A 14,511-nucleotide genomic window follows, 5' to 3' on the forward strand; every position below is an offset into this window, starting at 1 on the left:
TCCACAACTGACCGATGTCAGAGCCGCGAAGTTTTCTCTTCCCTGGATGAAAAATAGAGCAGCCAATCGGCTACTCTATTTTGCGTATTCAACGGCTCTAGTTTCTCGAATTACAGTCACTTTAATCTGACCTGGGTAATCCAGTTCGCTTTCAATCTTCTTAGATATCTCCTTTGCCACCAACGCAGATTCCGCATCATCGATGAGTTCAGGCTTCACGATAATCCGAATCTCGCGCCCTGCTTGAATGGCGTAACTCTTCTCCACACCCGCGAATGACTCGGCGATGGACTCAAGTTTCTCTAGACGCTTCATGTAAATTTCCAACGTTTCCCTCCGCGCACCTGGACGGGCCGCAGAAATCGCATCAGCTGCCGCCACAATCACAGACACTGGAGAGGAGAACTCCACGTCGCCATGGTGAGCCGCAATCGCGTTGATGACGACGGGGTGCTCCTTGTACCGCCGCGCGAGGTCCACGCCGATTTCGACGTGTGAGCCTTCCACTTCGTGCGTGATAGCCTTACCCACGTCGTGGAGAAGTCCACCCCGTCTCGCCAGAGCGACATCAAGACCGAGTTCAGCGGCCATCATTCCGGCGAGGTGTGCAACTTCCACGGAGTGTTTCAGCACGTTCTGACCGTAGCTCGTCCGGAATTTCAATCGTCCGAGCAATTTCACGAGATCCGGATGCAAACCGTGCACGTTGCTATCAAACGTCGCCTGCTCTCCCTCTTCGCGAATCAAGTCATCGATATCGCGCCGTGCCTTCTCCACCATTTCTTCAATGCGAGCCGGGTGGATTCGCCCGTCTGCCACGAGCCGCTCTAAGGCAACACGAGCAATTTCGCGTCGAATCGGGTCAAAACCTGACAATATCACCGCTTCTGGCGTGTCATCAATGATGAGGTCAATACCTGTCAACGTCTCGAGCGTGCGGATATTTCGACCCTCACGTCCGATAATGCGACCCTTCATCTCGTCATTCGGCAAGTTCACAACCGAGACGGTGATTTCAGATGCATGATCCGCAGCACATCGTTGAACAGCCATTGCGATAATGTCTCGAGCTCGACGCTCAGCGTCCCGCTTCGCTTCCTGCTCAATCTGCTTGACCATCACTGCAGCATCATGGCGAGTCTCGCGCTCAACCTGATTGAGGATAAGCTCCCGTGCACTCTCCCGGGTCAATCCAGACACCCGCTCGAGTTCACGCACTTGTTCCAACCGCAGCGATTCGATTTCATCTCTCAAAGATTCAAGATTTGCCTCTTGCTTACGCAGATCTTCCGCCTTCTGCTCCTGAGCTTCCAACTTCCGATCTAACGATTCTTCCTTCTGAAGAATCCGCCGTTCGAGACGCTGAATCTCGTTTCGGCGTTCGCGGAGTTCCTTTTCCGCTTCTTGTCGAATTCGATGTGTCTCTTCTTTTGCCTCTAAGATTGCTTCCTTACGTCTCGCATCAACATCACGTTGAGCATTTTCTATAATTTGCAATGCACGCACTTCTGCCGTGCCAATCTTCGACTCGGCCATCATGCGCCGAGCGATGTAGCCGAGACCTAAGCCAATCAACAAACCAACAACCGCTATGACAATGCACAACCAAATGGGAACTGTCACAAGGCAATGCCTCCCTGCTCCAGTTGGAATAACCAACCGTTCGCGTCAATGAGTGACGGATTCGAGCTAGAGGCCGTAAATGATACGCATTTATATTCTAATTGTTCGTCCAAATCAGTGTCAAGAAAACACCAATTTATCCCCGAAATCGACATTCAAACCAGAGTCTGTATAGTTCACAGAGACAAGACAACGCCCTTACTCGTCGGTACTCAACCCTTCAAGCGCGACATCGATAGCTCGGCGTACCACTTCACTGGGACATCCCTTGCGGGCCAAGTGTTGCATAAGCTTGAGGCGCTCTCTGGCATCCGTGGGACGTCCGTGTCGGCGAACGTACTTTTCTGCCCAGCCGATGGCTGCCGTCAGCTCGACGTCCCGACTCAGGTGATGCACGAGCGCATCCTGCACGACATCGCGTGGAACGCCCCTGCGCAGCAACTTCTCCATCAGTTGCCGTCTGCCCGTGCGCTCCCCTGATTGTTCGATAAATAGTGCCGCGTACGCCGCGTCATCAAGCACGCCAATCTGCTCTAAGTGGCGAATGACGTCGCCAATCACACCCTCTTCTACCTCTTTGCGTTCGAGAAACGATTTGACTTGCGCCGACGTCTTTACACGTCCAGTGAGATATGTACGGGCGAGTTGTAATGCACCGACCATGTTTGCGCGGCGAACCAACTCCACATGTAACTCGCTTGCCACGGTCAACCCCACTTTTAAATGGAGGTCGACCCAATCTGCCACGCGGAGAAGTAGAGCGTCTCGATGATGAAAAAGAACCCGAACGACGTTCGGGTCCCCTGGTACCGCTTCACGGCCGACTATCGTGTCGAGAAAATCAGGTGAGGCTGCCAAACTCGAGCACGTCCTCGTCTTCCTCAGCGTCCACTACAGGAGGCACAACCTTCGCCACTGACACTTGATAGTGCTCTCGCACAGCCGCTTCAATCTGTGCCGCGATGTCCTCGTGCTCTTTCAGGAATTGCTTCGCGTTTTCACGACCTTGTCCCAGGCGCTCCTCGTTAAACGAATACCACGCGCCACTCTTTTGGATTACATCTATCTCAGACGCCATGTCGATGATGCTTCCCTCACGAGAAATCCCCTCGCCAAACATGATGTCGACGTCCGCTTGGCGGAACGGAGGCGCAACTTTGTTCTTCACAACCTTGATTCGCGTCCGCGAACCTACTACATCATTGCCTTGCTTAATCGCTTCGGCGCGGCGCACTTCCAAGCGCACAGTAGAGTAGAATTTGAGCGCACGACCGCCTGTGGTGGTTTCCGGATTCCCAAACATGACGCCGACCTTTTCGCGAATCTGATTGATAAAGATGGCGATGGTCTTGGATTTGCTAATCGCTCCGGCAAGTTTGCGCAACGCCTGCGACATCAACCGTGCTTGAAGGCCGACGTGAGAATCCCCCATATCGCCTTCCAACTCGTTCTTTGGCACCAGGGCCGCCACAGAGTCGATGACGATGACGTCGACTGCACCGCTGCGAACAAGTGCTTCAGCGATTTCGAGCGCCTGTTCCCCCGTATCAGGTTGCGAGATGAGCAGATCATCGATATTTACACCCAGCTTGGCAGCGTACGCAGGGTCGAGTGCGTGCTCCGCGTCGATAAACGCGGCCTGCCCGCCCAACTTTTGAACCTCGGCGACCGTATGCAGCGCGACCGTGGTTTTACCAGATGATTCGGGACCGTACACCTCGATAATTCTTCCTCGCGGAAGTCCACCGACACCCAGCGCGATGTCCAATGCGATAGATCCCGTGGAAACCGTCTCTACGTTCATTTGAGCGGAGGCTTCCCCAAGTTTCATGATGGAACCCTTGCCAAACTGCTTCTCAATCTGCTTTAGGGCCATATCCAGCGCCGCGCGCTTGTCTCCCATGACACACCATCCTCAATTCTTATCGATGAATCAGGTCATCCCGAATGACAACCTGTGAGATGATTGAACCCTGTGATTCTCGATGCTTACATCATTAATTCGCGCTTCCTTGTCCTCTTCCTTTGAATCTATTGTATCAACTCTATCAACAAATGCAAACATTTGTTCGCATATCCATAAAAAAAGCAAGTTTGCGGCATCACCCCGACAAACTTGCTTCATGCTTACGTGTTCCGCCACAGCGAACAGCAGTGACTTCTTAGCTCCGGACGCCGCGCGGCTTCGCCGGTTCCAGGTTCACGCGGGTACCATTGATCCTGCTTTGACGCAACGCTTCATAGACGAACGGTGCGCTATCCTGCTCGACCTCGATAAACGTGAATCGGTCGAAAATGTCGATCCGCCCCACTGCTGCACCCGGCACACCCGCCTCTTCCGAGATGGCGCGCACAAAATCGGCAGGACTCATGCGCGCGGTGCGGCCGATGTTCACGAAGAAACGAACCATGCCTGGACGAGCTCCCGTATCGCCAAAGTCGTAATCGTCGCCATCCGCGCGCGCCCCTTCGCCAGCGGAGGCGATCTTGAGCAGCGCCGATGCGATATCGACCGGGTCGTGATCGTCGATGAGGTTCCCCAAAATCGCGCGATAGTGCGCCAGCCCGCCTTCGTTTAACGTATCGACGACGCGGTTGCGCCACATCTCAGCCTGGCGCTCCGCCACGTCTTCGAGCGACGGAACTTCGCGCAACGCCATACTGACTTTCGTCTCGCGCTCAATCTGCTTCAACAGCTTGAACTCGCGCGGCGTCACCAACGTGATGGCGAGCCCGTGCTTGCCCGCGCGGCCCGTACGTCCGATGCGGTGGACGTAAGACTCTGGGTCCTGAGGAATATCGTAATTGACCACGTGTGTCACGTCGTCGACATCGAGACCGCGCGCAGCCACATCTGTCGCCACCAGCAACTCGATTTCATTCTTGCGGAAGCGGCGCATCACCCTGTCACGCTGTGCCTGACTGAGGTCGCCATGGAGGCCGTCAGCCATGTAACCGCGGGCCATCAACGCCTCGACGAGTTCATCCACGCCCCGCTTCGTACGGCAGAAAATGATACCCAATTGCACCTCTTCGCTGTCGACGATGCGACACAAGCTCTCCAGCTTATTGCGCTCTAAGACCTTATAACAAATTTGATCGATCCGAGGCACAGTCACCTCGCCGCGGTTCACGGTGACGTGCTGTGGCTCCTTCATATACCGCCCGGACAACCGTTTGACTTCAGACGGGAACGTAGCCGAGAACAACAGCGTCTGCCTGGTGTCTGGCGTCTCTCGCAAGATACTTTCGATATCCTCGATAAAGCCCATGTCGAGCATCTCGTCCGCCTCGTCGAGGACGACGGTCGTCACTTGACTGAGTCGCAGCGTACCGCGGCGGATGTGGTCGAGCACGCGACCAGGTGTTCCAATCACGATTTGCACGCCCTGTTTCAAGGCGCGAATTTGGTGACCGATGGACTGCCCGCCGTAGATCGGCAACGACCGCACGCGCTTGTGCTTCGCTATCTTGCGGACTTCTCCAGCCACCTGGATGGCCAACTCGCGGGTTGGGGTCAAGACGATAGCCTGAACGTGGTTATCTGGTGTCACGCGGTCGACCAGCGGGATGCCGAATGCCGCCGTCTTCCCCGTGCCCGTCTGCGCCTGGCCTATGACGTCTACTCCCTGCATGACGGTAGGGATACAAGCTTGTTGAATCGGCGAAGGTTCTTCGAACCCCATATCGTGAATCGCCTGTAACACGCGGCGATGTAAACCAAACTCTTCAAATGATGACATAAACTCACCTTTCTGTAGATGGTCGAAGGGAGGAACTGGCTCTCTCCACCACTTCGAACGCGCGATTTCTCAAATCGAGGACAAGCGAAACACACCTCGTGGTTCACCGAACGCACAGGGTACAGTCAGCTATCGAGAAGTTCTCGAACTATTCCATGATACCGAGTAGTCGCCACAGCGCCTGCTTGCACGTCCGAAGGCGGACCTGCGCCCGCGACACGCGGTACTGCAGTCGATACACTTGCGTTTGACGGCCGTCCGCGACGGCGACATACACGAGACCCACCGGTTTCTCTGGCGTGCCGCCACCTGGACCGGCGATTCCGGTCACACCAATTCCATAGGTGGTGGACAGCCGGCGCCGAACACCCTCAGCCAAAGCCCGAGCGGTCGCTTCCGACACCGCGCCCTCCGTCGCCAATACATCCGACGGTACATCGAGCAAGGATTCCTTGATGCGGTTATCGTATGCGACGACGCCGCCCATGAAATACGCCGAACTGCCCGGAACATCTGTGAGCATGCTTGCGAGCAATCCACCCGTACAACTCTCCGCTACAGACAGCGTATGTTGTCGCTCAGCCAGACGACGCCCAACCACGCTCGGCAGCGTGTCGTCATCCACCCCGTACAGGTAAGACCCAAAACGCCTGCGGAGTTCCTCCTCAACAGGAGCGATTTTGGCTCGAGCAGACGACTCGCTGTCGGCGGTTGCGGTAATGCGCAAAAGCATTTCTCCCTCGCCGGCGAGTGGGGCGACCGTCGGATTTTGTCCAGCAGTCAAGTCCTGAATCTGTTCATCTACGTCAGATTCACCGATACCACAAAAATGTAATACGCGGGAAATGAGGGCCTGCTGGCCACCGAAAACCTCTATTAGACGCGGAAGAACGTAATTTCGGAGCATTGGGCGCATTTCGAGTGGCGGCCCAGGCAAGAGGAAGAAATGAACATTCCGGTCGAAAATGTACTGTCCAGGTGCTGTTCCATTCTCATTGGGGATCAGTTCCCCACCCTCTATGCAATACGCTTGTTTGCGATTTTCCTCAGGCATTTGTCGCTGTCTACCTGCAAAATACTGCATCAAATGATGCAGCGCTTCCTCGGACAGGACCAGTTTTCGGTCGAGAAATGAAGCCAGAGCCTCTTTCGTCAAATCGTCGGCGGTAGGTCCGAGACCGCCTGTGACAATGACGACGTTGGACCGCTGCGACGCTGTTTCAAACGCCCTCCGTATCCGCTGTTCGTTGTCACCGACTGCACCGTGATGGTACACGTATAGACCGTATTTGGCAAGTTCAGCCGAGATGACCTGCGCGTGCGAATTGTTGATCTGGCCGAGCAAAATTTCCGAGCCGACTGCGATGAGTTCGGCCTGACACTGTGTACCCACTGCCACCATCTCCTGCAATCATTCTGTGACGCGGATGATGCGCTTGTTCTTCAAGAAATAGTCGAGCCCCGAGAGCACCGTGATGACCACCATGATGTATAACATCAAGTTGGCAAACGGAAAACCCACCCAAGAAAACGGGAAATTATTGATGATGAGCACAACCATCGCAACGATTTGCGTCACGGTTTTCAACTTCGCCAATCGGCTGGCGGCGATGACGACACCCTCCGCTGCAGCCACGAGCCGCAGGCCCGTCACGGCGAACTCGCGGCTGATGATGACAATCGCAACCCACGCCGGCAGGCGGTGCATCTGCACCAAACTGATGAGGACTGCGGAGATAAGCAATTTATCTGCGAGCGGATCGAGAAACTTACCGAAGTTCGTCACAATCTGCCGCTTCCGTGCAATATAGCCGTCGATACCATCGGTACTGGCGGCCAACACAAACACAAAGGCCGCTATCATCTCGCTTCCAGTCGTCGTCTGCTGGTTAATCGTAATCGACCAGAAGTTGTAGTGGATTAGGAGGACCAAACTCACGACAGGGACCAAGAAAATTCTCGCTATCGTGATGCGATTAGCCAAATTCAAACACTATCTCCCCCGTCCCCATGAAAAAGCCATTCCTGCCCTATACGTCGGACACTGTCAACGGTAGTTCGTAAATTGAAGGGGTGCCTCGATATCTTCTGACTTCAACAACTGAATCACCTGTTGAAGGTCATCTCTACTCTTTCCAGTGACGCGCACTTGATCACCTTGAATTTGTGCCTGGACTTTGAGTTTCGAATCGCGGATCAGCTTCGTGATCTGTTTCGCGACGGTCTGGTCGATACCCTGTTGTAAGGAAAAGACCTGGCGGACGGTACCGCCGGACGCGGGCTCAATTTTCCCTGGTTTTAGCGCTTTGAGAGAGACGTCACGCTTGATCAGTTTCGTCTGAAGAACGTCGAGTAGCTGCGACAATTTGAACTCATCATCGGAGATGAGCGTCAAGGAGTCATCCTCGAAGCGAATCTCACTCTTGCTCCCCTTGAAGTCAAACCGGGTTTCGATCTCGCGACGTGCCTGAGTGACGGCGTTGTTGACCTCTTGGAGATCGACTTTTGAAACGATGTCAAACGATGCATCCTTTGCCACGATTTATCACTTCCTTATCACCAAAGTGCCATTACTGCTTTTCAATGAGAATGTTTACCGCATTCGGAGTGTCAGGCAGCGTGACTGGTTGCCCGTTTACGGTCAATTGTACGCCCTGGACGTGCCCGAGGCGAAGCAAAATCGAACTGGTTCCAGAGAACGTCCTGGAGTCCCCAGGGTTCAGAATGTCGTTCGGGTCGACCATCTTGCTGTCCGACTGCACCTGAATCCAAAGTTGTCCCGTCTGTACTTTCAACTGAACCTTGAGATTCTGTGCGTTCTTTACGGTATATGTATGAGCGCCATTCTGCAGAGGTCCTGCGGTCACAACGGCGGCCGGAGGAGGCGTCGTCGTCGTCGTCGTGTTGTTCGCCACGCTATTCGTCGCATTCTTGGCCGTAGCGTTGGCGGACACGGCGTTGGTCGTCTCATTGCCAGTCGTCGTCGAACTCGCGTTGTTGACCACTGACGCCGTACCTGTATTCGCACGCGTCGGCGGATTGTGGTGGCCCCGCAGCGCGAAATACCCACCTGCCACAACCGCCAACGCAGCGGCGATGATCAGCCCCTGCCCGACGCCTCCGCCAATCGCAAGGCGCCGAGAGCTTCGCTCCTGGCTTTGTTGCACCTGTGGTGATTTGCGCGGTACTTCGACGCTTTGCCGAGGTTCGGCGATACGCGCAACCGCCTTGCGCTGCTGCCCGTCTGAACTGCCCTGTGAATCCGCCGAGACGGAACCGCTTGGCTCGTCGCGCACCGGTTCAGGTGGTGTTGGCCGCGCCACCTTGTCCACAGTTTCGACAGGCGGCTCGAGTTCTCGCCCATCCACGTGTTGTTGTAACAACTCCAGTCCGTCGAGCCCAAGCACATCTGCATAGCTGCGGACAAAACCGCGCGCGTACACGCGTCCAGGAAGAACACTCCAGTCTCCCTCTTCGAGCGCTAGCAAATAACGCTTGCGGATTTTTGTCTTTTCTTCGATTTCATCCAAGTCAAATCCGAGGGATTCTCTTGTCGATCGCAGAATGCGGCCTAATTCTCGCAATGATTTCCCTCCTTAATACTGGCGCCGTCACAGCGCCCGTCACTGCGTCCACGCCCCAGGTTCTTGATCTGGCGCATCGAGGGGTAGCTCCTCTTGCGTCTCCCGCCGTAATTCAATGATTAAGTCAAACAAGTCCCAGTGATATCGAGACCGTCGGACAAAAATGTCTGGGTGCTCAATCACAATCGGAGCAGGCATACGCAGGATATCATCGACACAACGCAAGTGTTGTTCGTCGCCACGAAGTGCCGAAACCGCCCCATCAATAATATACACGAAATGATCGGATAAGAAATCATTCGGGGGCAATTCTCGCATCATTGTCTGCTTGAGCAGCGTGGACGAGACAAACAGCCATCGCTTATTGGCATAGACACTCGCCGCGACGACGGATTCGGTCTTCCCGACGCGGGGTTGCCCACGCACGCCGATGACCTGGCGACCGGGCCGTTTCAAAATCTCACCGAGAAAGTCGACCAGTACGCCGAGCTCATCGCGAACAAACCGATACGTTCTGGTCTCCGTATCACTTCGCTCGATAAACCGTCCATGCCGAATTGCCAACCTATCTCGCAGACTCGGGGCGCGAAGCGCGCCAATCTCGATGTCGTCCATCGAAGCCAGCATCGTCGTCAGTACGTCCAAGCTGTCCGGCCGATCCGTCTCAATCAAAAACCCGCGACTCTCTTCCGACACACCTGCCAACTGCAGGATATTAAACCCCAGCATCCCTAACAGGCTCGCGATATCCCCCAAAAGCCCAGGTCGATCCCGGCGAATTTGGTACTGAAAATAATATTGCGACCGCTGCTTTGTCACGTCATCCGCACTGGACATCTTTAACATCCCCTTGTTTATGCGACGCCAAACTTCGACTTCAACAAAATTTGCGTGCTAGTAGGCAACTTCGCGTAATCCGACTGCCAGGTGTTAGGCGATTGTTCCAACGACTGCGACAACGATTTCCAGGCACTCACCACACCTGGTGGCATCAACTGTGGGTTGATGTCGACGCAGTTCGGATCTACGACCGGATCGTCTCCTGCCTGCCATCCACCTTTCGGAATTTGCGCGAGGCGATTCGCCACCTGCGACGAGTCGAGATGTCCAGGGCGAATGGACGGCGCGGGCGCGGAAACCGTCCCCCCGGTCAAGTCGAACAAGAACGGCGCGTTTGCACCAATCGACTGCGCGACAGATTGCGGCACCGTGCCTCCAACGACCACTGCGCTCACGGTGGGATAGATAAGCGGCACAGCATTGGGACCGTTCACTGGTACCATCGGCACGACTTGTGCCGCAGGGTCAACCGTGTACAAACCGGCAAAGAACGCCTTTTGGGCGTTCACCGAAACGCCTTTGACCGAGTACCCGATAGCCGGCTGTAACGTCAACTGCTGCGTTTTGACGAGATTGTTCGCCCAAACTCCGGCTAGCCAGCCAATGGCGAAGTCCGTCGCGTTTTCGTCCAGGTACACCATGGCGACGTTCGATCCGCCGACACCCGTTGCCGCGCGATTGCTCAAAATATCAAAATGCACATTGGCATATTTTTGCGTGAGTTGCGATATGTCAGTTGCAAGGGGCCCTGCGTCGTCCACAGCGACCACACAGGTCGTGACTTCGCTGTTCTTCAAGACCTCATTTGCCTTCTCTAAAAATGAGGTGCTCGTCGTCTCCACGGTTTCCAGCACCATGGGATTGTCGGGAACCGTGTTCGTCAGTGGGGTCGTCGGCATAAAATTCGGGTTGCCTACGACCAGCACAGCGGCCGCCTGCTTTTGCACGTGCGGTTGCATCGCGGATAAGTCCGGAGCTCCACAGCCCGAGACGATGCCAATCGAGCAAATCGAGGCACCTGCGGCAACAAAACGTATTCGATTCTTTCGCGTCATTTAGATACGACTCCTATCAGTTCCATAAGGTGCAACAGCGTTGTCCCATATATGTATTGTAACGGATTGAATCCCCTCTTGCCTTTGTGACTTCGCACTCACATAATATGTATGAAAGGGTGAATCAGTTTGGCCAACTTTCATGGAGAGCATTTATCCGTTGCGAAGGCGCTCTATCAGCTAGAGTACTATCTTGATCAACTGGACGCGCCTTTCGATATCTATCAATTATACGCGTCCGCATACAAGGAACAACGTGGTAGCCAGTATGACGAACGTTGGCTTTATTGCTTAGATGACAATCCAGACGTCGAGAATTGCCTAGATGAGCCCTTCACGCTGCAAACCATCGTCGACACGTTGCTGCGAACGGGACACGAACCAATTGTGCGCGCTTTGATGCGCTCGTTCCGGCGCGAGCAAATCGCGATATCACAACTGTACCTGATTGGTGCAACGCCAAGGCGACGCGGTTAACCGCGTCGCCTTTGTCTGTCGTTCAGTATCCTTTTCATCCGGTTACGTTACGTCATTGCGTTTGAAACCACACGTCATTCGGTGTGTTGTCCTGCACCGCTTTCTGTTCTGACATAGCCCCTGCAAGGTCCCCACTCATCGTCGTCGTCGCCATTTTCTCGTACTGCGCTCTGCCGAGACCGGCGGTCCCGACAATGGCGTCCCCGTTCGTGAAGGTCAGCATCGCTTCACTCACCAGCGGGCCCTGTGCAAACACGCCTTTGAAATATTCGTCCACCGCTTGATCCATCAAAGCTTGTTGCCCGCCTGACGATGCGCTTGTCCCATCGCCCACTTCCGCTAAATCCACCATGGCGGACACCATAAACCGTCCGTCGCCATTCCCATCCGGCACGACAGCCATGTCATTCAAGCCAGGTACGTCGCCCACAGCCTTTGTGAGCGCGTCAATCATGCTCTGTGGCGCCACCGGATCTCCCGCTTGCCCCGCAGTCGTATGTTGACTGGTCAGCCCGCCAAGTGACGCCGTTGCCAAACCGTTGAATACCCGACCATCATAGTACGTAAACACGCCTAACAAAAGAGCACCCGCAACCACCAACAATGGCCACTGGCGCCCAACGACAGCCGTTTGTCGCATCATCCGCCCACCACCTTCATCAAGTGCGTTTACTAAGGTATATGGACGAGTGTATGCATGTATCCCTCAATCTTCAGGACGGCGGTCCAACGAAGCCTTCGCGTGGTACCACTGTTCCTTTGAAATCAAGACCTCACGAGGTTTACTTCCCTCGAACGATCCGACAATTCCACTTTGCTCCATCTGGTCCACAATGCGCGCCGCGCGAGAATACCCGATGCGAAAGCGGCGCTGAAGCATCGAAACCGAGGCTTGACCCAAGTCGACGACGAGATCGACAGCGTCACTGAACAATTCATCGAGGTCCGGGCCGCCCGAGTCGTCCGGTGCCTCCTCCTCTGTCCCAGTGTTCAAATCGACCGTGTACACGGCCTGCTGCTGATCTTTCACAAACGACACAAGCCGTTCGATCTCCTCCTCGGACACGAAGGCCCCTTGTACGCGCGTCGCCTTGGAGGCGCCTACGGGGTAGTACAGCATGTCGCCACGCCCGAGCAGTTTTTCGGCACCACCGCCGTCGAGGATGGTTCGCGAGTCGTGAATGGACGACACCGCAAAGGCGATGCGGCTCGGAATGTTCGCCTTGATGAGCCCCGTGATGACGTCCACAGATGGACGCTGTGTCGCGACGATGAGATGGATACCGGCCGCACGCGCCATCTGGGCAATTCGGCAGATGGCGTCCTCGACGTCATTCGGTGCGACCATCATCAAATCGGCCAACTCGTCCACGATGACGACGATGTACGGCAACGGCTCCAGTCCGTCATCCCGCAGCAATTGATTAAACCGCTCGATGTCGCGCGCGCCGCGCTCGGCCATCAACTGGTATCGATTTTCCATTTCCTGCACGACCTTCTTCAACGCGTAGGCCGCCTTGCGTGGGTCCGTGACGACCGGCGCGAGCAGGTGTGGGATGCCATTGTAACCACTCAGTTCGACCATCTTCGGGTCAATCATCATCAATTTTACCTCATGAGGCTTATGCCGCATGAGAATGGATGCGATAATCCCGTTCACGCAGACGCTCTTGCCCGACCCGGTGGCACCTGCGACGAGCAAGTGGGGCATCTTTTGCAGGTCCCCGACGATGGGTGCACCGGAAATGTCGCGCCCCAGCGCGATGCCCAGGCGCGCACTGGTCTGTTGGAACTCCGGCGCTTGCAGGACCTCGCGCAAGGAGACGATGGCCACCTCGTCATTGGGCACTTCGATACCGACGACCGACTTGCCTGGAACAGGGGCCTCCATGCGGATGTCGCGCGCCGCCAGCGCGAGCGCGATGTCGTCGGTTAGGTTCACAATCCGAGACACCTTGACGCCGGCCGCCGGTTGCAATTCGTACCGCGTCACCGTCGGGCCCCGGCTGATTTCCAACACTTTCGCACTGACGCCAAACGACTGCAACGTGGATTCCAATTTCTGCGCGTTTTCCTGAGCGCCCCGTTGCGAGAACGACTTGCCGCCGTTCTTCGGCAGCGAAAAGATACTCAATGGCGGAAGGCGGAAGTTTTCGTCGTGGACCATTGGCCCGACTTCGTACCCTTCGTCCACCGCATGTTGGCGCTCTGGCGGAGCAGACGGTTTCTTGCCCTTCTGCTCTGGAAATTTCATCACCAACTGATTGCCCACCTGCTCCAAGGGCGGCTGGGAGGTCGCCTGTTCCACCGCCGCTTCGTGCTCCGCATGCTGTTGCCTCGCGCGCAGCGCGAAGTCGTGGATAATCGGTGACTCCGACGCGGTCGGTTCGGCCACCGACTTCGAACGGTCAGTCGCGTCGTAGACCTCGCCGTCGACAATCAATTGCGGCTTGCGCCGGCGCGACTTCTCAGGCGGGAGTTGTTCGACGCCCTCATCTTGCTCGTCGGACTTGAACAGGACGTTCGTGTACCCTTTGACCGACTTCCAGAGGTGATCCATCAGCCCCTCGGTCCAGCCCGTCCCCCGCTTCACGACATTGACCAACGAGGCCTGCAGGACGAGTGCAACCCCGATGAGCACGCCGGTGAAAATCACTAGAAGCGGGCCTACCTCCCGTGTATTCGGGGTGTTGAACAGCGTGTGCAGGACGGCAAACACGACATAGCCAATCAATCCGCCGCCAGCCGAAGGGGGGGCAGCGTTCGTCGCCGGGTGAAAGATGTAGGCTTTCAACTCCTGCAGCGCGTTCCACTGAGCCGTCGCGAGACTCGTCTTCGACTGAAATTGAAGCAATTGATGACTATAGAATTGCATCTCCATAAAGCCTAACAAACATAGCAAGATGATAAGGATACCCACGTGCCGACTGTCCCAGATAAAGCGCGAACGTCGGAACATCATATAGATAGCAGCATATCCCGTAAGAATTGGAATCAGAAAGTACCAGCTTCCAGCCAGGAAAATACTGATGACCGCCAGCGTCTGCCCGACAAGTCCCAGTTTGCCCAAAGCGAGCGCACATCCGGTGAGCATTACCAGCCCTGTCACTTCGTATTTCAAGATGTTTTTCTGTTGCTGTTTACGTGCCACGGTTCACCCACCAGTCTCTTTGTCCTAGGTGAATGATT

Annotated in this window: 13 protein-coding genes; 1 reads left to right on the forward strand and 12 read right to left on the reverse strand. The window is 55.4% G+C overall.

Annotation, left to right across the window (positions count from 1 at the left end; all coding sequences use genetic code 11):
- Window positions 1-75: 75 nt before the first annotated feature.
- The 10 genes from rny to NZD89_RS17390 form a co-directional block, all read right to left on the reverse strand.
- Complete coding sequence (rny, locus tag NZD89_RS17345; protein ID WP_268004039.1) at window positions 76-1,623, reverse strand: ribonuclease Y; 1,548 nt, start codon at window positions 1,621-1,623, stop codon at window positions 76-78.
- Between the two features lie 198 nt (window positions 1,624-1,821).
- A complete protein-coding gene (locus NZD89_RS17350) occupies window positions 1,822-2,481 on the reverse strand; it encodes a regulatory protein RecX (protein ID WP_268004040.1) in 660 nt (219 codons plus the stop codon).
- On the reverse strand, window positions 2,465-3,526 hold the full coding sequence (gene recA / locus NZD89_RS17355) for a recombinase RecA (RefSeq protein WP_268004041.1): 1,062 nt from the start codon (window positions 3,524-3,526) through the stop codon (window positions 2,465-2,467). Before recA ends, NZD89_RS17350 begins: the two co-directional genes overlap by 17 nt.
- Before the next feature lie 259 nt (window positions 3,527-3,785).
- Window positions 3,786-5,366, reverse strand: a complete 1,581-nt coding sequence (locus NZD89_RS17360) for a DEAD/DEAH box helicase (protein ID WP_268004042.1) — start codon at window positions 5,364-5,366, stop codon at window positions 3,786-3,788.
- Window positions 5,367-5,514: 148 nt separating this feature from the next.
- On the reverse strand, window positions 5,515-6,759 hold the full coding sequence (locus NZD89_RS17365) for a competence/damage-inducible protein A (protein ID WP_431308626.1): 1,245 nt from the start codon (window positions 6,757-6,759) through the stop codon (window positions 5,515-5,517).
- A gap of 18 nt (window positions 6,760-6,777) precedes the next feature.
- Window positions 6,778-7,356, reverse strand: coding sequence for a CDP-diacylglycerol--glycerol-3-phosphate 3-phosphatidyltransferase (pgsA, locus tag NZD89_RS17370; RefSeq protein WP_268004044.1), 579 nt, complete (start codon window positions 7,354-7,356; stop codon window positions 6,778-6,780).
- A gap of 57 nt (window positions 7,357-7,413) precedes the next feature.
- Window positions 7,414-7,905 (reverse strand): YajQ family cyclic di-GMP-binding protein, encoded by a 492-nt coding sequence (locus tag NZD89_RS17375; protein ID WP_268004045.1) that lies wholly within the window; start codon window positions 7,903-7,905, stop codon window positions 7,414-7,416.
- Between the two features lie 31 nt (window positions 7,906-7,936).
- On the reverse strand, window positions 7,937-8,950 hold the full coding sequence (locus NZD89_RS17380) for a helix-turn-helix domain-containing protein (protein ID WP_268004046.1): 1,014 nt from the start codon (window positions 8,948-8,950) through the stop codon (window positions 7,937-7,939).
- A 39-nt stretch (window positions 8,951-8,989) separates the two neighbouring features.
- The gene (locus NZD89_RS17385) at window positions 8,990-9,787 is read right to left on the reverse strand and encodes a DUF3388 domain-containing protein (protein WP_268004047.1); all 798 of its coding nucleotides are present in this window, start codon (window positions 9,785-9,787) and stop codon (window positions 8,990-8,992) included.
- Window positions 9,788-9,804: 17 nt separating this feature from the next.
- A complete protein-coding gene (locus NZD89_RS17390; RefSeq protein ID WP_268004048.1) occupies window positions 9,805-10,845 on the reverse strand; it encodes a hypothetical protein in 1,041 nt (346 codons plus the stop codon).
- A 129-nt stretch (window positions 10,846-10,974) separates the two neighbouring features.
- Here NZD89_RS17390 and NZD89_RS17395 point away from each other — a divergent pair, with 129 nt between their 5' ends.
- Window positions 10,975-11,322 (forward strand): hypothetical protein, encoded by a 348-nt coding sequence (locus NZD89_RS17395; protein WP_268004049.1) that lies wholly within the window; start codon window positions 10,975-10,977, stop codon window positions 11,320-11,322.
- Between the two features lie 52 nt (window positions 11,323-11,374).
- Here the strand turns inward: NZD89_RS17395 and NZD89_RS17400 are convergent, their stop codons facing one another.
- The gene (locus NZD89_RS17400) at window positions 11,375-11,965 is read right to left on the reverse strand and encodes a hypothetical protein (RefSeq protein ID WP_268004050.1); all 591 of its coding nucleotides are present in this window, start codon (window positions 11,963-11,965) and stop codon (window positions 11,375-11,377) included.
- A 63-nt stretch (window positions 11,966-12,028) separates the two neighbouring features.
- Window positions 12,029-14,473 (reverse strand): FtsK/SpoIIIE family DNA translocase, encoded by a 2,445-nt coding sequence (locus tag NZD89_RS17405; RefSeq protein ID WP_268004051.1) that lies wholly within the window; start codon window positions 14,471-14,473, stop codon window positions 12,029-12,031.
- Window positions 14,474-14,511: the final 38 nt, after the last annotated feature.

The sequence above is a fragment of the Alicyclobacillus fastidiosus genome (assembly GCF_026651875.1).
GTDB classification, from domain to species: Bacteria; Bacillota; Bacilli; order Alicyclobacillales; family Alicyclobacillaceae; genus Alicyclobacillus; species Alicyclobacillus fastidiosus.

Bases quoted from the DNA above. Each gene is read 5' to 3' on its own strand.
- NZD89_RS17385 (WP_268004047.1), bottom strand. From the start codon at position 9,787: ATGTCCAGTGCGGATGACGTGACAAAGCAGCGGTCGCAATATTATTTT.
- NZD89_RS17400 (WP_268004050.1), bottom strand. From the start codon at position 11,965: ATGATGCGACAAACGGCTGTCGTTGGGCGCCAGTGGCCATTGTTGGTG.
- NZD89_RS17360 (WP_268004042.1), bottom strand. From the start codon at position 5,366: ATGTCATCATTTGAAGAGTTTGGTTTACATCGCCGCGTGTTACAGGCG.
- NZD89_RS17390 (WP_268004048.1), bottom strand. From the start codon at position 10,845: ATGACGCGAAAGAATCGAATACGTTTTGTTGCCGCAGGTGCCTCGATT.
- recA (WP_268004041.1), bottom strand. From the start codon at position 3,526: ATGGGAGACAAGCGCGCGGCGCTGGATATGGCCCTAAAGCAGATTGAG.